Source organism: Halobacillus sp. ABR2_026, from assembly GCF_056158545.1.
The window spans coordinates 2,890,719-2,908,024 of record NZ_JBSWTM010000001.1 but is presented as its reverse complement, the minus strand read 5'-3'; the positions used below and the strand labels follow the sequence as shown (position 1 = coordinate 2,908,024).

Sequence of the window (17,306 nt, the reverse complement as noted above, 5' to 3'; positions counted from 1 at the left end):
ACATACCCGCGCTTATTATTGCACAAACGATCGGGGTTATGTTTATTATACCAAAACTTTCCCCTGAAGGTGCAAAAGTGGACAGGATTAAATCTACACTCGGCACAGGGCTATGATAAAATAATGGAAAATAGGAGGGAGGTTGTCAAAATGACAAAACCAAAAGTCTTTATTACCCGTCATCTTCCAGCTGAAGTGGTGGATCCATACAGAGAGTTCCTGGATATCGACATGTGGAACAGTGAGGAAAATCCAATAGACCGTGAGTATCTTTTAGAGAAAGCTCGTTCATCCAATGGCTTATTGACGATGTTAACAGAAAAAGTTGATGATGAAATATTGGCCCAATCCGGCCCTTTATCCATCGTAGCTAACATGGCAGTAGGCTATGATAATATCGATGTAAAAGCAGCAGAGAAAGCGAATATTTCTGTTACAAATACACCCGATGTACTGACGGAAACGACAGCTGACTTAACGTTCGGTCTATTGATGGCTGCCGGCAGAAGAATCACTGAAGCGAATCAGTACATAAAAGATGGAAAATGGGAGCATTGGTCTCCACTCATGTTAGCAGGAACGGATATTCATAGAAAAACATTGGGGATCGTAGGAATGGGGAGAATCGGTGAAGCTGTAGCTAGAAGAGCAAAGGGTTTCAATATGAATGTGCTGTACTCCAACCGCTCTCGTAAATATGAAGCTGAGAAAAGCATCGGTGTTGCCTATAGGGAGTTTGATGTTTTGCTTGAGGAAGCGGATTATGTCGTTTGTTTAACTCCGTTGACAGCTGAAACCAAACATATGTTTAATAAAGAGGTCTTCAAGCGAATGAAAAACGAGGCCTTCTTCATAAATGCTTCAAGAGGGGCAACGATGGATGAAGATGCCTTATATGAGTCGATTGTTGAAGGGGAGCTCGCTGGAGCAGGTCTGGATGTTTTCGAAAATGAACCGATTGCTTCCAATCATCCTTTGCTCCATCTGCCCGAAGTCGTTTGTCTGCCTCATATCGGCTCAGCTACAAAAGAAACGAGGTACAAGATGATGAGGCTCAGTCTGGATAATCTCGTCCACCATTTCCAAGGAAAAGCGCTTCTTACCCCGGTAACCGGGCCTTCATCTAAACAAGGTTGATAAAAAGTGATGGACCGTTTCTATCCGTATGCTCAATACAATATGGACAGGGTGTTCGGGGCAATAGCGAGCCATTCCTCCGACCGCCCTCCCGCAAATATAACTGTAAATTTGCTTTAATATCCCATAAAAAAAGAGCCGCTTAACCGAGCGGCTCTTTTGGTTCGTTGTATTAAAATACTTGCTCGACTTCATAAATCCCTGGTACTTCCTGCGCCAGAGCTCTTTCGATTCCTGCTTTCAAAGTGATTGTGGAACTAGGGCAGTTTCCGCAAGCACCCATGAGCCGCAGGCGGACGATTCCGTCTTCAACATCGACAAGCTCGACATCCCCACCGTCACGTAATAAAAATGGGCGAAGTTTATTGAGTACCTCTTGAACCTGTTCATGCATGTTCAATCTTCCCCTTTCTTAAGTATCATTATAAAACGAAATGACTTAAAAATCTATGGTTGACTGTGTCTCTATTTATTAATATTGAGAACTATTATCATTTTATCTTTTTTCGTATCTTTTGTAAAATAGAAAAAAAGTGACAAACCAAAAGGGGGAGAAGGAGAATGGGGGAACGCAGGCGAATTCAGGTAGAAGTTTATGGAGCTGATGTAAAGTGTGCGAGCTGTGTCAATGCTCCGGGTTCACGGGAAACATATGAATGGCTGCAGGCAGCGATTGCTAGAAAATACAATGATACGGCTATCGAGTACAAGTATTATGATATCGATCGGAAGGATCAGGAGGGGGCGGATGCTTCCATAATCCAACAACTTTTGGATAGTGAACTTTTCTATCCACTTGTTCTGGTGGAGGATGAAATTGTGGGTGAAGGGGACCCAAGGCTTAAGAAGATCTTTCATGCGTTGGAAAAGCATGGACTTGTTCCTCAATAGAAACAATAGCTCGAGTAGTGAACGGTATGATATGATGAGTGTGAATAGGGTTTCATCCATAAATAGAGGTGATAAGGATGAATCCATTGATTGAGTTTTGTATCAACAACCTAGTCAGCGGTTCTCAAAAAGCGAAAGAAACGCTGGAGAAAGATCCGGATTTAGACGTTGTCGATTATGGATGTTTAAGAAACTGTGGATTGTGTTCCCAGATGTTATACGCTGTGGTTGAAGGGGATCGTATCATGGCGGATACCCCTGATGAACTGGTCGATAAAATATACGAACATTTGGATGAAATCCTATAACACGGTTCAGCCACTGCTTGTGAAAGGTATCCTTAGCCAAAGGGTGCCTTTTATTTAACAGTTCTGGATATTTGATAAAAAGTTCTTCCATTTAGTATACTGACGATAAGAAGAGAAAGGAGAGGCTTGGTATGATTCTGAACATCACAGAAGCCGCAAGTCACCAAATTAAAGAAATGATGAAAGAAGAGGGCGAAGAGGTCCGTCTTCGTTTCGGTGTAAAAGGTGGAGGCTGCAGTGGATTGTCTTATGCCATGGGCTTCGAAGATGAAATCAATGATGAGCTTGACTTGACCGAAGAGTCTGGGGGAATTCCTGTCGTCATTAACCGCCAAGATGCAGCAATCGTTGAGGGAACGACCATCGATTTCAAACAAAACATGATGGGCGGAGGTTTCACGATTGATAATCCTAACGCGATCGTTTCCTGTGGTTGTGGTTCTTCATTCAAGACAGCTACGAATGCCGGTACGCCTGACCCTAACTGTTAATCTAAAACCTTTCTGTAACTACAGAAAGGTTTTTTGTTTGACTCTATGAACATTTGCCGCTGATTTATTCTATAAAAACGAGGAACTTCAATGGGAAGTTCCTCGTTTTTGCTTGGAATATCAAAAGCATTTTTACTTGAGCCTTTTTGGGATTATTATCAGTTTCGAGAGGGTTCGGGATTCGTTATCGTGTTGAGTGCCAGGGGTTTCTGGGAAGCTACTCGCTTTCCCCAGGCTTATCGCCCTGCGGGATCTCGCTGATCTCCTTTCTCCTACGGGAGTCTCGCAGCTTCCCAACCACCCATTCGATCATGCGAGAAACGGACCCCTTTACCAACGTTGGATGGTCTTCCATTCCCCCGGTTGTTGTAAGCATAAAACGCTATGTATCAAGCTTTCCGGGTTCAAGCACCCTGGTTTGGGCGTATGATCCTTATCCTCTCACCAACTAGAATAGCTGATGATTCAAGAAGGGGTTTCGAGACCCTGACCTAGCCAAGGGGCGGAGGGGGATGGCGAGACTCCTACCTTAAGTGTGCAGGCGCCTCGTACAGAAGCGAGGGAAGTCTCACTAGCCGCTAGGCGCAGAAACCGGATATCTACGAGGAAAAGAGTGCTTGGTGAGACCCCGCAAGGCGTAAGCCTGAGGAGGCTCACCAAGCACCCGCGGAAAGCGAGTCATCCCCCGCATCCCCAAACTACCGCACAAACATCCCGAAAATGAGTCTTCAAGAAAAGGGAGCTTTCGTTGAATAAGCCTAAATATAAAAATGAGGAACCTCCATAAAATTGGAAGTTCCTCATTTGCAGTAATATCAACACTAAACTTTAACAGAGCCTATTATTTAAGAAAACATGCTTGTAGAATGCTTCGGTTGGACGCGGGCTCCAGGGTCCATGAAAGCTTTCGCATTATTCACGGCTGTCGGCCCTTCACCGAATCCGGAGGCAATTAGTTTCACTTTTCCAGGGTAGGTACATATATCCCCTGCTGCGTAAATTCCTTTAATATTGGTTTCCATCTTGGAATTGACGACAATGCTGTTTTTTTCGATTTCCAATTCCCAGTCCTTAATCGGTCCAAGTGAGGAGATGAAGCCGTAGTTTACAATCACATCATCGACGTCAATGGTTTCCACGCGTTCCCCCTTCACTTCTTTTAATTCCACCTGCTCAATTCGTTCACTGCCAATCATTTTCTCTGGAGTGAACGGGGTCATAACGCGCACGTTGGAATCATTGAGCTGGGAAACACTATGTTCGTGGGCGCGGAATTTATCTCTTCTATGGACTAAAGTGACTTGTTCAGCGATGGGTTCAAGCATAAGCGCCCAGTCTACAGCAGAGTCTCCGCCTCCTGCAATCATGACTTTTCGATCGCGGAATTTATCCATATTACTGACGTGATAATGGAGGTTTGTTTCTTCAAATCGTTCCGTGTCGTCTATTTTCAGCTTTCTTGGTTGGAACGCTCCATTTCCGGCAGTGATGATGATCGTTTTCGTGTAATGGATGTCCTTATCCGTCGTCAATTTAATGGTCTCATCATCCATACGTTCCACCGACACGACTTCCTGATTCAAAGAAATGGTAGGGTTGAACATCATAGCCTGCTCTTCAAGATTGTCTACAAGTTCCTGTGCTCTTACTTTTGGGAACCCAGCTACATCAAAAATGTATTTCTCAGGGTAAAGGGCTGAAAGCTGTCCGCCTAAATGCGGAAGGCTTTCGATAATGTTTACACTGGCTTCACGCATTCCGCCATCGAATGCTGTAAACAAACCGACAGGACCCCCGCCGATTACGGTTATATCATATATTTTTTCACTCATAATAAACCTCCTGATGAAAATTTCACTAAAATACATTCTATCATAAAAATTTTTCTAATGGGAACAATGGGGGAGATGTAACCCTTTGCACGGATTGAATTGATGAATAATTCCGATAAATGTCTCCAGGGTTGAAAAAGGATGGGAAAGGGTCTAAGATAAAATAAGATGAAATAGTAAAGTTCTGTGACATTTTCACCTGGACCTGACTCAGGTTTTTTTCATGTAACCTTGTGTGAAAGATGTCACAAGCGAAATCATTAATAATGAGATGGAAGTGATGAATCATGAAAAATCCTAATATTGTAATTCTCGGTGCCGGTTATGGTGGAATCATGACGGCGGTTAAATTACAGAAGAGTTTAGGGGCTCACGATGCCAATGTAACACTCGTCAATAAGCACAGCTATCATTATCAAACGACATGGCTGCATGAGAATGCGGCAGGTACTTTACATCATGACCGCACACGCATTCAAATTAAAGACGTCCTCAACACAAGCAAAGTGAATTTCGTCCAGGATACGGTGACTGAAATTAAGCCTGCAGAGAAAAAAGTTTTGCTTGAAGATGGGGAACTATCCTACGATTATCTTGTCATTGGACTCGGATTCGAGGCTGCTACATTCGGAATTTCCGGATTGAAAGAAAACGCCTTTACTATTAACAGCATTAATAGTGCGCGTTTGATCCGACAGCATATTGAATATAACTTTGCCAAATATAATAATGAATCGGAAAAGAAACAAGAGCGTCTGAACATTGTTGTCGGCGGTGCAGGGTTCACGGGTATTGAATTTGTTGGAGAGTTGGCGAACCGCGTACCTGAACTTTGCAAGGAGTACGATGTTCCCCGGGAAAATGTTCGTATTATTAACGTAGAGGCTGCTCCGACAGCATTGCCAGGTTTCGATCCACAGCTTGTAGAATATGCGATGAACTCGCTGGAGTCCCGTGGCGTAGAATTTAAAATTGGTGCGATGATTAAAGAAGTTACTGAAAACAAACTTGTCTTTGAAAAAGATGAACAAATTGAAGAAATTGATACAAATACAGTTGTTTGGGCGGCTGGAGTTCGTGGAAACTCCCTCGTTGAAAAAGCAGGGTTCGAAGCTAACCGCGGACGGATTCCAGTAGGGGACGACCTTCGCCCGTACGGATATGACGATGTCTTTATCGTTGGTGACTGCGCGTTAATTATGAACGAAGAAACAGGACGCCCGTATCCTCCGACCGCTCAAATTGCCATTCAACAGGCAGAGCATACAGCTGCAAATCTAAAGCGTCTTGTGGGCGGAGAAGATCATCTTGAGCCATTTGAGCCAGATTTAAAAGGGACGGTTGCATCTCTTGGTCATAATGATGCCATCGGGGTGGTCTTTGATGATAAGAAGCTGTTCGGCTGGTCAGCAACCGCTATGAAAAAAGTGATCGATAACCGCTACCTACTAAAACTTGGCGGTCTTCCACTTGTTCTGAAAAAAGGAAAGCTTAACTTTTTCTATTAATTAATGGTTCACCGATGGAGTGGTCATCGTTCAAAAATAAGGAAAGCGGGAGCATGAAAGTGCTCCCGCTTTTTTTAGGTGAAGTTCACCCTTCTTCGATCCATCGAAGAGAAGTGATTTTGTGTTTATGCTGTACGTAGAATTTTTCCCATGGCTTTCCCTTTCGCTAACTCATCGATCAATTTATCCAAATAACGGATTTCCTGCATCGTAGGTTCTTCAATGTCCTCTACTCGTACACCACAGATGACCCCTTTGATCAAAGTCCGTGATGGGTTCATTTGGGGGGCTTGTGCAAAGAAAGCCTCAAACTCTGTCTTCTTTTCCAAATGATCTTCAAGTTGTTCCTGGCTATAACCGGTTAACCAGCGTATGATTTCATCAACTTCTGCTTTGGTTCGTCCTTTTTTTTCGGCTTTTGCAACATAGTGAGGATAGACACTTGAAAAGCTCATCGTATAGATTTTGTGTTTTGCCACTATAGTTCCTCCTGTTCATGGTTATGTTGTTATTGGTTATTATATCATGCTCCTTAATCTCGAGGCACAACTAACAAGCCTGTAGCAAATGTTCCCTCTTGAACAGATATGGAGGAGCAGAACAACAGAGCTCTTGCGCTTTTTTTACAACCGTTATAGAATGAGGATTGGATTTGTTTGTGTTTCGTTGAACATACATAGGGGGAAGCGTTAGTGAATATCGTACAGTTCATCGTATCAATGTTATTGTTTTTTGTACTTTTTTTCGGAATTTCTTTCTTATTGAATATGATTTTACGTTCTTCTTGGTTGATGGCTTTTGTATATCCGGTTATTGTATTGTTCATTGTTGACGACTTTCCATGGACTTCCTACATATGGAATCCTGGTCACTCTTTTTCCACGGTCTTTGGAGAAATCATTAACTTGAAACTTGTCGACATCGTGATTTTAGCGAGTGGTTTTTTTGGAACGATTGTGGCAGGCATCGTCATCAACAAGCTTCGGAAAAACGGATATCAAATGTTTTAATGCTTATTGGCTGACAGCTCTTGTGCTGTCAGCTTTTTTTAGCCTCAGGGCCGCCACGTATAAAAAACAGAGGCTTGGACATGATGACACCTAGAGGTGATTTCATGAACAGCCGGACGAAGTCTATCTTTTTCATTCTATTGTTCAGCTTTGCCCTTTATAGTACTTTTACGAATGTAACCAATCTTTCGTTATCGGACTTTGATGAATGGATAACGTCTAAGTTGAGAAAAGAGCCTTTAGAAGGCGAGGCACTTCTTGATAAAACTTCTTCGATTGATGAAAAAAGTTTGAAAGTCAAGAATGCTCCTCATACGTATGTGTCTAGCGCAGTTATCGAAGCGGTGGAGCTTCTTGAACAATCCATTGATTTCAGTCAATACCCGAGTCGGGAGGTCACAGCCACAGGGTATACAGCTGGGGTTGAATCTACAGGAAAAACGCCTTCCCATCCTGGGTATGGCATCACATATTCAGGTGTGAATGTAAAAAGAGATTTATATTCCACGATTGCAGCTGATTTAGAGATGTTTCCTTTAGGGACTGTTCTATTTATTCCGGGCTACGGGTATGGTGTAGTAGCCGATAAAGGTGGAGCGATTAAAGGAAATAAGCTTGATCTTTACTTTCCTACAGTGGATGATGTGTACGATCAGTGGGGGAAGCAGACCCTGCAAGTATATGTTGTCAAGGAAGGAGACGGCCAGCTGACTGAAGAGGACTTGAATCATCTAAATGATGATGAATCCTTACAGGTGTTCCGAGCTCAAATGAAACGTTAAAAAACTCTTCCCTAGAGAATAGGGAAGAGTTTTTTGTTTCAATAAATCAGAGAGTGAAGGAGAAAGGTGAGAAGAATTCCCGTGAGGCCTCCGAAGAAAACTTCTATCGGCTGGTGACCCAGGAGTTCTTTCAACTCTTCTTTTTTCTGGTATCCTTCTTTCTGCTGCCAGCTCTTAGCCTCATTTACGAACCGGTTAAAGTCATTTAGTAATATATTCAACATGATGGCTTGTTCACCCGTTTGGCGTCTCACACCTGTACTATCAAACATAACGATGATACTGAACACACAGGCGATGGCAAATACAGAAGAGCCGAAGCCTTGTTCCAATCCTACTCCTGTAGCTAATGCCGTGACGGCTGCAGAGTGACTGCTGGGCATGCCGCCCGTACTGAAGGCGAGGCTTGTATTCAATTGTCTCGAAGCGATGAACTGAATGGGTATTTTGATGATCTGGGCGAAAAAGATAGAAGCAATTGACGCCCAAAGAGGAAAGTTTTGCACTAAATCTAATAGCATTGTGACATCCTTTCTGATCAATGGGGAGTAAAGTAACCATCTATGTAGTTGTTCACCATACAGTGAAGAATGAAGAACAGGATAGGGTGTTTTTCATGATTTATCTTACCAGAGCAAGGATATTATACCATAGGAGGAAGAGCAGGAGATAGTTCTATGGCTGTTATTAACATAGAAAAAACCTTTCTGGAAGGGGAGTTGCCGACGAGTTTGTTATACTGGGTGTGGAGGTGTCTATTATGTTTACGGTTACAAATGAATGGAAAGCAACAGATGCACTACTCGTTGGTCTTTTTAAAGAAAATAAAGAGAATGAGCGTATGATTGATCAGGTGAAACGTTCCTGCGGGGTAGATCTCGGGGCTTACATAAAAGCGGGCCACTTATCTGCCCAAAGAAAAAAATTAGATAAAATTTTACTCATGAACGATAGTGAATTGAAAAAAATCTATGTCATGGGGCTCGGATCCTTCCATACGTTTAATGAAATAGACTATCGCAAGTCATTCGGTAGCGTATTCCAAAGCCTTCTTCACGAAGGAGTGACTTCCCCTTCTATCTTTCTGGAAAGTCTCGTTCCTGGTGGAGAGGGTTTTGAAAGGTGCGCGTCTCTTATATCAGAGGCTATGGGAACATCCACCTATAAACTTCCTTCCTTCAAGACGAACCAACAGGAAGACGAGGGGTTTAGCGGTTTGACTGTTTGGACCGAACAGAAAGAAAAAGAAGTGCTTACAGCTTTGGGAAGAGGGAAAGCGTTTGCGGATGGTGTGAACACGGCAAGGTATTTAGTCCATCTACCTGCGAATATATTAACGCCGTCAGAAATGGGGGAGTTTGCTAAAACGTTGGCGGAAGATTATTCGTTTGAGTGGGATATTCTTGAAAAGGAAGATATGGAGAGACTGGGAATGGGAGCTTTACTTGCTGTCAATCAAGGGTCAGTTGAACCACCGAAGATGATTGTCCTTAAGTATCAGGGGTTGGAAGAGTGGAAGGATGTTACAGCCTTCGTTGGAAAAGGAATCACTTATGATACAGGTGGTTATTCGATTAAATCCAAAACAGGTATGCCAGGAATGAAGGGAGATATGGGCGGGGCAGCTGCGGTTCTCGGAGCAATGGAAACCATTGGCCAATTGCAGCCGGAGAGAAACGTCATCGCCGTCATCCCATCATCTGACAATATGGTTTCGGGAGAAGCGTTTAAGCCTGATGACGTCATTACGTCAATGAGTGGCTTGACAATCGAAGTTACGAACACGGATGCAGAAGGGCGCCTGGCTCTCGCTGATGGAGTAACCTATGCGAAGAGCAAAGGGGCAGATCGAGTGATCGATGTCGCTACACTTACCGGCGGCGTTGTGACAGCGCTTGGGTCCTGGATGACAGGGGCTATGACTAATGACGACTTTTTCTACAAAGAGTTGGAGAGAGCGGGACAGATATCGGGGGAGCCAATTTGGCTTTTGCCGTACAATGACGATTATAAAGCCCAGGTCAGGAAAAGTTCGGTCGCTGATTTGAATAACTCTCCGACTAGAAAGGCTCATGCTATTATGGGTGGTGCTTTTGTCGGTGCTTTTGTTGAACAGCTCCCATGGGTCCATTTAGATATAGCGGGTACATCAACTGCAGAAGGCCCTCACGAACTCGGTCCAAAAGGGCCGACAGGGGTCATGTCCAAGACTTTGGCCCAATATATTTTGGATGAGTAAACCTCCCTCTGGGGAGGTTTTTTAATTTTTTACCTCTGTTAAAGTTCAGTGCTGATATTTGCATCAACAGTTCGAAGTGGTAATGAATGATAGGATGGCGGAATGTAAATTATTCCCAATCATCGAAACCTTTAGATGATCTACTTTCACGATCAACCATTGAAACTTGTTGGATTATTATTTCGAAACGGAGCTTTTCGCTAAAGAACAGGATTGTTGAAGACTCCGTTTCGAGATGGTTCGGGGTTTCATTGCCTGGTTGAGCGTTAGGGGTGGCTGGGAAGCCACTCGCTTTCCGCGGGAGCGCGGTGAGCCTCCTCAGGCTTACGCCTTGCGGGGAAAGCGAGTCAGCCCCGCAGCCCCATACTACCTCACAAACATCTCGAAACTGAATCTTCAAGAAAAGAAAAGGGAGCTTTCGTTGAATAAGCCAAATATCAAAAAAAGGAAATTCCATAAAATTGGAAGTTCCTTTTTGCAGTAACATCAACACTAAACTTTAACAGAGCCAATTTTTTAAATCGCTGCCCATTCCTCTTCACGCAACCGTGTATAAAGTATAAGGAGGTCTAGATGTTCTGGAGCGGGGAGGCTTGAAGGTGTTCAATCTGAAGGAACTGTGGCAAAAATGTTGTTTTTTGGCACGCCGTCGATCCATCAAAACCACTGTGAAGAAACGCGTGGGAACATTTCTTCATATTCATACAGTAGATGGAGTATTCACAGGAAAAATGGAGCGGGTGTGGGATGGTCATGTTTACATGAATATTGGGGATCGTGTCTACATCCTTCCATTGAAGGATATAAAGGCAGTCGAACCAAAAGAGAAGCACCCTCTATTATGGTAGAAGGTGCTTGCTTTATTAGTCCTGAATGGCTGCTTCCAGTGCTACTTCGATCATTTCATTGAATGTCGTTTGACGTTCTTCTGCTGTTGTTTCTTCCCCTGTCAGGATATGATCGCTGACTGTCAGCACAGAAAGGGCTTGACGATTAAATTTGGCAGCTAGTGTATACAAAGCGGTCGTTTCCATTTCTACTGCCAGGACATTGTATTTCGCCAACAAGTTGAAAAGGTCCATTGCTTGATCGCGATAGAAGCTGTCACTTGTAAATACGTTTCCAACTTTGAGCTTTAATCCTTTTTCTGTTCCTGCATCGTAAGCATTTTTCAATAGGTTGAAGTCTGCTGTTGGTGCAAAGTCAATGCCGTTGAAAACCATACGGTTCATTTGTGAATCCGTTGTTGATGTAGAAGCAAGAATGACGTCGCGGACTTTTACATCGCTTTGCAACGCGCCGCAAGAACCTACACGAATTAATTTTTGAACGCCGTAGCTTTCCATTAATTCATTGATATAGATAGAGATGGAAGGAACGCCCATCCCTGTTCCTTGAACAGAAATTCTGTGTCCTTTATAAGTACCTGTATAACCGTACATTCCGCGTACTTCGTTATAGCATGTCGCATCTTCCAAGAAGTTTTCTGCAATGTATTTTGCGCGCAGCGGATCCCCGGGAAGAAGGATTTTGTCTGCGATATCTCCTGGTTTAGCACCAATATGTGTTGTCATGGATATGACCTCCTCCATTACTTTTGACTATATAAAATTACCATACCCTTGAATAGAAAACAAATTCCGAAAAAAGCGCTCTCATGGTGCAATCAACCAAAATACTGTTTTTCTAAATCATCCAACTGTTTCTTTGCACTTTGATTGAATGCTGTCTCTCTTCTCGTTAACTTATTCTTTAGAGAATCGACAGCTTCTTTCAAGGACTGTTCATATCCTGGAATTTCCCCATCAAAGGGTTTGACGGCTTCTTTTTGTACATTAGCCTTTTCATTAAAGCTTAATGCTTTTCGTTGATGGAAGAAGACTTCCTCCGTCTTGCCGGGGTTATGTAGATCTCCTTGCATGGGGTGTTTATCTACAGCTAACACCTTGATGAGGTAGAACCGATTACGGTCTTCTACCACTTCTCCAATATAAATGCCGGTTTTATAATGAGCTTTCACGATCGATCCATTGGAAAAACCATCCATGTTCCATCACTCCTTATCTATACTTTCTCTATTGTAACAAAAATAGAAAATGTGAAGATATCGTGAAGCTCTTCATGAGAGGAGGGATTGTTTGGTATACTGCTTAATAGAAGGATGTGTTGCCCTATGATGGAATTTCTTTATTTTCCACAGGATAAATCAGAGTATATTCCAGCGATCATCATGTTGATGCTGTTTATCGTATTTGCTGCAGTTACGATGATTTGGTTCATCAAGGCTTCCCAAAAAGAAGAGAAAAAGATGGACCAGGTATATAAAACAGAAGAACATAGCACACGTGAAAAAGAAGAGCCGCGTTAGGCATAAGCCTGACGTGGCTTTTGTTATATTTTCATGCTTCAAAGGAGATACTATCCATGGAATATTTCATGGAACGGAGGGTTTTTATGAAATTCATCTTGAGTCTGGTGACTGCTCTTCTGCTAATCCTCACAGGCTGTGCAGGACAGGAACGGTCTCCTTTGAAGACGTCGATTTATAATGGTGACAATGATAAAATCGGGACAGCCACTCTTACGGAACAACCGGAAGGAGTGGAAGTGCAGTTGAAAGTTGAAGGGCTGGAGCCTGGAATGCACGGGGTTCACATCCATGAATTCCCTAAATGCGAAGCCCCGGACTTCCAAAGTGCAGGAAATCACTTTAATCCTTTGTCAAAAGAGCATGGGTTAATGAATCCAAAGGGCTCACATGTTGGGGACATGCCGAATGTTGAGGCCGATCAAAGTGGAATGGTGGATGTCAAGTTAATGTTACCAGAAGCAAAACTTAAAGAAGGAAAGAAGTCTCTCCTCAGGGATGAGGGAACTTCAATCGTCATTAATAGTGGTCCGGATGACGGGATGACTCAGCCAGCCGGTGATTCGGGAGAGCGCGTCGCTTGTGGAAAAATCACGCTGAAAGCGGATGAGGATGAGACAAGTGACCCGACAGAACCAGATAAAAAACAAGAATAAAAAAAGGTGTCGGGAATTTTTCCGACACCTTTTTTGAACATTTATGATCGGCTGTTAATTGGTGATTTCTCTTGTTTCTTGACAGCTTCAAGGATACGGGAAACGCCCTCTTCAATAATTGGTTTGGGTGCTGCGATGTTTAACCGCATGAAACCTTCGCCTTCGCTACCGAAAGAAGCCCCGTCATTCAAACCAACTTTCGCTTCTTTCTGCATGAGTTTTTTCAAATCTTTATTGTCCAATCCGAGATTCCTGCAGTCGATCCATAGAAGATAAGTCCCTTCGGCAGGAAATACCCGTATGGAATTGGTTTCGTTATGGAATTGTTCCATAACATAATCCTTATGGTCTTCCAGAACCTCCATTAATCCTTCCAGCCATTCTTCTCCGTGGTCATACGCGGCTTCCATAGCTGTCAGACCCAGTGTATTAAGGAGCATCATTCCTTGATTCTTAAAGGAGCGGTCCATTTTCGTTTTTGCCTGCTTATCAGGAGTTACTACGTAGGATGCCTGAAGGCCGGCGAGGTTGAAGGTCTTCGTCGGTGACAGGCAGGTGATGGTCTGAGCAGCTGCTTCTTCAGATAAGCTCGCCATCGGTATATGAGTATGACCTTTGTAAATCAGGTCGGCATGTATTTCATCTGCGACGACTTTGACGTCGTGTTTCAGACAAATGTCCATCATCCTGTTCAATTCAGCTTTAGTCCATACCCGCCCGACAGGGTTGTGGGGATTGCAGAGGATGAACATAGTTACATTATTTTCTTTGATTTTATTTTCAAAGTCATTAAAATCAATTTCATAACGGTCCCCATGGATCTGTAATTGATTTTTTACGATATGTCTCCCATGGTCTTTTACGACGCTGTAGAAAGGAGGGTAGACAGGAGTCTGGATGATAATATGATCTCCGATCTCGGTTAAAGACTGAATGATCATGTGCAGAGACGGGATAACCCCGGGACTGTATGTAATCCATTCAGGGTCCACTTTCCAATTGTGTCGTTTTTCAAGCCAACTTGTTATCGTATCTTTGACAGGAGCGTCCGGCCATGTATACCCGAAGATTCCGTGTTCCACTCTTTCTTTAAGAGCTTTTGTAATGGCAGGAGGGGTTTTGAAGTCCATATCAGCGACCCACATCGGCAATACTTCTTCATCTTGATAAAGGTCTTTGACCATGTCCCATTTGACTGACCTTGTTCCTTTTCGTGTGACGACTTTATCGAAATGTCCCATAACTTGTACCTCCAATTTCCTAATTAGTATCTATCTTACCCGAACCTGACCGTTGAATGAAAATATGTTGTTTGAGGAAATCGTAAGCGGAAAAACGCAAAAAAAAAGCAAAGCGAACGTTCGCTCTGCTTACACAGGGGGAATACGAGAAAGTCTTACGTTACTTAATATAACCATATTTCATAGTTTATAAACCTATTTTTTTATTTTTTTTGCTGATTTAAATCATAGAGGAGGTTCATCGCACGAAGCACGTCTTGTTCTGAGAAATCGCGCGCCTTTTTGAGCAGAAGTTTTGAACGTTTCACCCCGATTTCCTGAATGAGGGACTGTAGTTCTTCATCGATATCTGAAGCATGTTCTTCATGATTCTCCAACAATTCAGAGGCGGGGATATCAAGCACTGTTGAAATTTTTAAGATCGTATCCAATTCAGGGACTCGTTCATCATTTTCATAGCTTTCGAGAGTGTGAATACCGATTCTAGCTTTCATGGATAGTTCTTCTTTAGTGAAATTCTTTGATTCGCGATATTTCCTAATTTTATTACCTGTGGACATGAGCAGACCTCCTCTGTATTTTCACTTATTATAACATTAGTTTAGAGGAGAAAATTTTAATGTTTTAAGAAGTTTAAGATTCCTTTGCTAAATGTCTCTCTTTATGGTAAAATCATTTATTGCGTGAAAAGAAGCGAATAATAAATAAATCAGGAGTTGTATAGCATGTCAGATAAGTTTCAAGAAGGTCAAGTACTAGAAGGTAAAGTTACAGGAATTCAGCCATACGGTGCATTCGTTGCACTTGACGAGCAGGTTCAAGGTCTTGTTCACATTTCAGAGGTTACTCATGGTTACGTGAAAGATATTAATGAGCACCTTTCTGAAGGAGATGAAGTACAAGTTAAAATCTTGAACATCGATGAAAAGAGTAACAAGTACTCTCTATCCATCCGTGCTACACAAGAAGCGCCAAAGGCCGCACGTCGTCCACGTAAGCAGGCGGCACCTAAGCAGGAAGAATCCACTGCTGGATTCAACACGCTTAAAGATAAGTTGGAAGACTGGATCAAACAGTCCGACGATCGTGAAAAGTTCCGTAAATAAGCTTTCGATCTTAGAAGAGGACCTGTTCATTTTGAGCAGGTCCTTTTTTTATTGCTTTTAGTCAGTCCACTGGATCAGTGGCCGTGGCTTCTTCTCGATCCATTGCAGGAGAGAAATAAAGGGATATGACGATAAGTCCACTTATACCCACAAGTGTATAGATGACCCGAGCTAACCATGCTCCTTGTTCGCCTCCACCAAAAAGGCCGGCAACCAGGTCATATTGAAATAAACCAATCAATCCCCAGTTGACAGCTCCAATAATTACAAGCAGCAGGGCAACGCGATTCAATGCATTCATATGAACACCTCCTTGTTCTTTCTTCTATAGGTTGAACCCATAAAAAAATAATATACGAATTGCATATCCTTTGAGAATGCTTTGAAAATCGGGGATAATAACCTCGTACGCTTAGTTTAGAAAGGAGCATTTCCATGGAGGCATTTACATTTCATAATCCAACGAAATTAATTTTTGGTAAGGATCAAATCAATCAATTACCTTCTCAACTGCCGTCAGGGACGAAGAAAGTCCTTGTGGTATATGGAGGGGGAAGTATAAAGAAAAATGGTGTTTACGATCAGGTAATGGCGCAATTGAAAGAGGCGGACGTAGAAGTCCAGGAGCTTTCAGGCGTTGAACCCAATCCTAAGTTGACCACTGTAGAAAAGGGGGTACGGATTTGTAAGGAAGAGAACATCGATTTCCTTTTAGCCGTAGGTGGCGGAAGTGTTATCGACTGTACGAAAACGATTGCTGCCGGTGCTGAGTACGAAGGCGCTCCTTGGGATCTTGTGACAAGAAAAGCGAAGCCGGAATCCGCCCTTCCATTTGGAACAGTGTTGACCCTTGCGGCTACGGGGTCAGAAATGAACGCAGGTTCGGTTATCACGAATTGGGAGACGAATGAAAAGTATGGGTGGGGAGCAGCCCCTCTTACAAACCCAGCATTTTCTATTCTTGATCCAGCATACACAGCCTCTGTTCCAGAAGATCAAACCATTTATGGAATTGTTGATATGATGACACATATGTTTGAGCAGTATTTCCATAATCCAACTCAATCACCGGTTCAGGATGAAATGATTGAAGGAGTTCTGAGGGCAGTTATTGAAACGGCGCCGAAGCTTCTTGATAACCTTGATTCCCTGGAGCATAGAGAGACCATTTTGTATGCAGGTACAGTTGCTTTAAATGGCATGCTGCAAATGGGTTACCGCGGGGACTGGGCGAGTCATAACATTGAACATGCGGTTTCTGCTGTATATGATATTCCGCATGCAGGAGGACTGGCGATCTTATTCCCGAATTGGATGAAACACAACCTTGAGGTTAATGAACAACGTTTCGCTCGTCTGGCAACTAAGGTTTTCCATGTGAACCCAGAGGGCAAAACCGATAAAGAGATTGCTGAAGAAGGTATTCAATCGCTGCGCCGTTTCTGGAGTTCAATCGGTGCACCTGAAACGCTCGCTGACTATGAGATCGAAGATGACAAGTTCGATGTTATCGTCGATCGCGCAATGAAGCGCGGACCATTCGGTAATTTTAATCAGCTTCATGAAGAAGATGTTCAAAAAATCTTGGAAATGTCCAAATAAAAGATGGCTTTGGTAAATCGGAGGGGAACCTCCGATTTTTCTTTTCGTGGCTCCTCTTAAACATAACCCTCCTGCACTTTGATGAAAATTCACGTAAAGACACCCTTAACGTATTTGGATTAAATTAGAAAAAAT

22 protein-coding genes are annotated in these 17,306 nt (G+C 43.0%); 13 read left to right on the top strand and 9 right to left on the bottom strand.

The window, feature by feature from the left end; genetic code table 11:
- Positions 1 to 150 precede the first annotated feature (150 nt).
- Positions 151 to 1,137, top strand: a complete 987-nt coding sequence (locus ACXADE_RS15065; protein WP_474981259.1) for a 2-hydroxyacid dehydrogenase — start codon at positions 151 to 153, stop codon at positions 1,135 to 1,137.
- 172 nt (positions 1,138 to 1,309) lie between these two features.
- Here the strand turns inward: ACXADE_RS15065 and ACXADE_RS15060 are convergent, their stop codons facing one another.
- Positions 1,310 to 1,531, bottom strand: coding sequence for a NifU family protein (locus tag ACXADE_RS15060; RefSeq protein WP_035511544.1), 222 nt, complete (start codon positions 1,529 to 1,531; stop codon positions 1,310 to 1,312).
- Positions 1,532 to 1,698: 167 nt separating this feature from the next.
- On the opposite strand from ACXADE_RS15060, the gene ACXADE_RS15055 reads away from it, so the two are divergent.
- From ACXADE_RS15055 to ACXADE_RS15045, 3 genes are all read left to right on the top strand, one after another.
- On the top strand, positions 1,699 to 2,028 hold the full coding sequence (locus tag ACXADE_RS15055) for a YuzD family protein (protein WP_474981258.1): 330 nt from the start codon (positions 1,699 to 1,701) through the stop codon (positions 2,026 to 2,028).
- 77 nt (positions 2,029 to 2,105) lie between these two features.
- The gene (locus ACXADE_RS15050; protein WP_474981257.1) at positions 2,106 to 2,336 is read left to right on the top strand and encodes a YuzB family protein; all 231 of its coding nucleotides are present in this window, start codon (positions 2,106 to 2,108) and stop codon (positions 2,334 to 2,336) included.
- A 131-nt stretch (positions 2,337 to 2,467) separates the two neighbouring features.
- The gene (locus ACXADE_RS15045; RefSeq protein ID WP_474981256.1) at positions 2,468 to 2,827 is read left to right on the top strand and encodes a HesB/IscA family protein; all 360 of its coding nucleotides are present in this window, start codon (positions 2,468 to 2,470) and stop codon (positions 2,825 to 2,827) included.
- Between the two features lie 845 nt (positions 2,828 to 3,672).
- Here ACXADE_RS15045 and ACXADE_RS15040 read toward each other — a convergent pair.
- Complete coding sequence (locus ACXADE_RS15040; RefSeq protein ID WP_474981255.1) at positions 3,673 to 4,659, bottom strand: NAD(P)/FAD-dependent oxidoreductase; 987 nt, start codon at positions 4,657 to 4,659, stop codon at positions 3,673 to 3,675.
- Positions 4,660 to 4,946: 287 nt separating this feature from the next.
- On the opposite strand from ACXADE_RS15040, the gene ACXADE_RS15035 reads away from it, so the two are divergent.
- Complete coding sequence (locus ACXADE_RS15035; protein ID WP_474981254.1) at positions 4,947 to 6,167, top strand: NAD(P)/FAD-dependent oxidoreductase; 1,221 nt, start codon at positions 4,947 to 4,949, stop codon at positions 6,165 to 6,167.
- 125 nt (positions 6,168 to 6,292) lie between these two features.
- On the opposite strand, the gene ACXADE_RS15030 is transcribed toward ACXADE_RS15035, so the two are convergent.
- The gene (locus tag ACXADE_RS15030; protein WP_474981253.1) at positions 6,293 to 6,646 is read right to left on the bottom strand and encodes a DUF2200 domain-containing protein; all 354 of its coding nucleotides are present in this window, start codon (positions 6,644 to 6,646) and stop codon (positions 6,293 to 6,295) included.
- 213 nt (positions 6,647 to 6,859) lie between these two features.
- On the opposite strand from ACXADE_RS15030, the gene ACXADE_RS15025 reads away from it, so the two are divergent.
- Complete coding sequence (locus ACXADE_RS15025; RefSeq protein ID WP_474981252.1) at positions 6,860 to 7,177, top strand: YuiB family protein; 318 nt, start codon at positions 6,860 to 6,862, stop codon at positions 7,175 to 7,177.
- 80 nt (positions 7,178 to 7,257) lie between these two features.
- Positions 7,258 to 7,959: a 3D domain-containing protein gene (locus ACXADE_RS15020; RefSeq protein WP_474981251.1), complete on the top strand. Its 702-nt coding sequence runs from the start codon at positions 7,258 to 7,260 to the stop codon at positions 7,957 to 7,959.
- A 38-nt stretch (positions 7,960 to 7,997) separates the two neighbouring features.
- Here the strand turns inward: ACXADE_RS15020 and ACXADE_RS15015 are convergent, their stop codons facing one another.
- Positions 7,998 to 8,480 carry a divergent PAP2 family protein gene (locus ACXADE_RS15015; protein WP_474981250.1) on the bottom strand — a complete coding sequence of 161 codons (483 nt, stop codon included), beginning with the start codon at positions 8,478 to 8,480 and terminating at the stop codon, positions 7,998 to 8,000.
- A 239-nt stretch (positions 8,481 to 8,719) separates the two neighbouring features.
- Between ACXADE_RS15015 and ACXADE_RS15010 the strand changes: the two genes are divergently transcribed.
- Positions 8,720 to 10,198 carry a leucyl aminopeptidase gene (locus ACXADE_RS15010; protein WP_474981249.1) on the top strand — a complete coding sequence of 493 codons (1,479 nt, stop codon included), beginning with the start codon at positions 8,720 to 8,722 and terminating at the stop codon, positions 10,196 to 10,198.
- Positions 10,199 to 10,797: 599 nt separating this feature from the next.
- The gene (locus tag ACXADE_RS15005; protein WP_474981248.1) at positions 10,798 to 11,046 is read left to right on the top strand and encodes a hypothetical protein; all 249 of its coding nucleotides are present in this window, start codon (positions 10,798 to 10,800) and stop codon (positions 11,044 to 11,046) included.
- Between the two features lie 15 nt (positions 11,047 to 11,061).
- On the opposite strand, the gene deoD is transcribed toward ACXADE_RS15005, so the two are convergent.
- Entirely contained in the window at positions 11,062 to 11,772 is a 711-nt protein-coding gene (gene deoD / locus ACXADE_RS15000; RefSeq protein ID WP_474981247.1) for a purine-nucleoside phosphorylase, read from the bottom strand.
- A 92-nt stretch (positions 11,773 to 11,864) separates the two neighbouring features.
- Positions 11,865 to 12,245, bottom strand: coding sequence for a kinase-associated lipoprotein KapB (kapB, locus tag ACXADE_RS14995; RefSeq protein ID WP_474981246.1), 381 nt, complete (start codon positions 12,243 to 12,245; stop codon positions 11,865 to 11,867).
- Positions 12,246 to 12,371: 126 nt separating this feature from the next.
- Between kapB and ACXADE_RS14990 the strand changes: the two genes are divergently transcribed.
- On the top strand, positions 12,372 to 12,566 hold the full coding sequence (locus tag ACXADE_RS14990) for a hypothetical protein (protein WP_474981245.1): 195 nt from the start codon (positions 12,372 to 12,374) through the stop codon (positions 12,564 to 12,566).
- A gap of 86 nt (positions 12,567 to 12,652) precedes the next feature.
- On the top strand, positions 12,653 to 13,222 hold the full coding sequence (locus tag ACXADE_RS14985) for a superoxide dismutase family protein (RefSeq protein WP_474981244.1): 570 nt from the start codon (positions 12,653 to 12,655) through the stop codon (positions 13,220 to 13,222).
- Positions 13,223 to 13,263: 41 nt separating this feature from the next.
- Here the strand turns inward: ACXADE_RS14985 and ACXADE_RS14980 are convergent, their stop codons facing one another.
- Both ACXADE_RS14980 and ACXADE_RS14975 read right to left on the bottom strand, forming a co-directional pair.
- Positions 13,264 to 14,463, bottom strand: a complete 1,200-nt coding sequence (locus tag ACXADE_RS14980) for a MalY/PatB family protein (RefSeq protein ID WP_474981243.1) — start codon at positions 14,461 to 14,463, stop codon at positions 13,264 to 13,266.
- Between the two features lie 203 nt (positions 14,464 to 14,666).
- Positions 14,667 to 15,023, bottom strand: coding sequence for a helix-turn-helix domain-containing protein (locus tag ACXADE_RS14975; RefSeq protein WP_474981242.1), 357 nt, complete (start codon positions 15,021 to 15,023; stop codon positions 14,667 to 14,669).
- A gap of 165 nt (positions 15,024 to 15,188) precedes the next feature.
- On the opposite strand from ACXADE_RS14975, the gene yugI reads away from it, so the two are divergent.
- The gene (gene yugI, locus ACXADE_RS14970) at positions 15,189 to 15,569 is read left to right on the top strand and encodes a S1 domain-containing post-transcriptional regulator GSP13 (protein WP_474981241.1); all 381 of its coding nucleotides are present in this window, start codon (positions 15,189 to 15,191) and stop codon (positions 15,567 to 15,569) included.
- 61 nt (positions 15,570 to 15,630) lie between these two features.
- On the opposite strand, the gene ACXADE_RS14965 is transcribed toward yugI, so the two are convergent.
- A complete protein-coding gene (locus ACXADE_RS14965; protein WP_474981240.1) occupies positions 15,631 to 15,870 on the bottom strand; it encodes a DUF378 domain-containing protein in 240 nt (79 codons plus the stop codon).
- A gap of 134 nt (positions 15,871 to 16,004) precedes the next feature.
- Here ACXADE_RS14965 and ACXADE_RS14960 point away from each other — a divergent pair, with 134 nt between their 5' ends.
- On the top strand, positions 16,005 to 17,171 hold the full coding sequence (locus ACXADE_RS14960; protein ID WP_474981239.1) for an iron-containing alcohol dehydrogenase: 1,167 nt from the start codon (positions 16,005 to 16,007) through the stop codon (positions 17,169 to 17,171).
- The last annotated feature ends 135 nt before the right edge of the window (positions 17,172 to 17,306 follow it).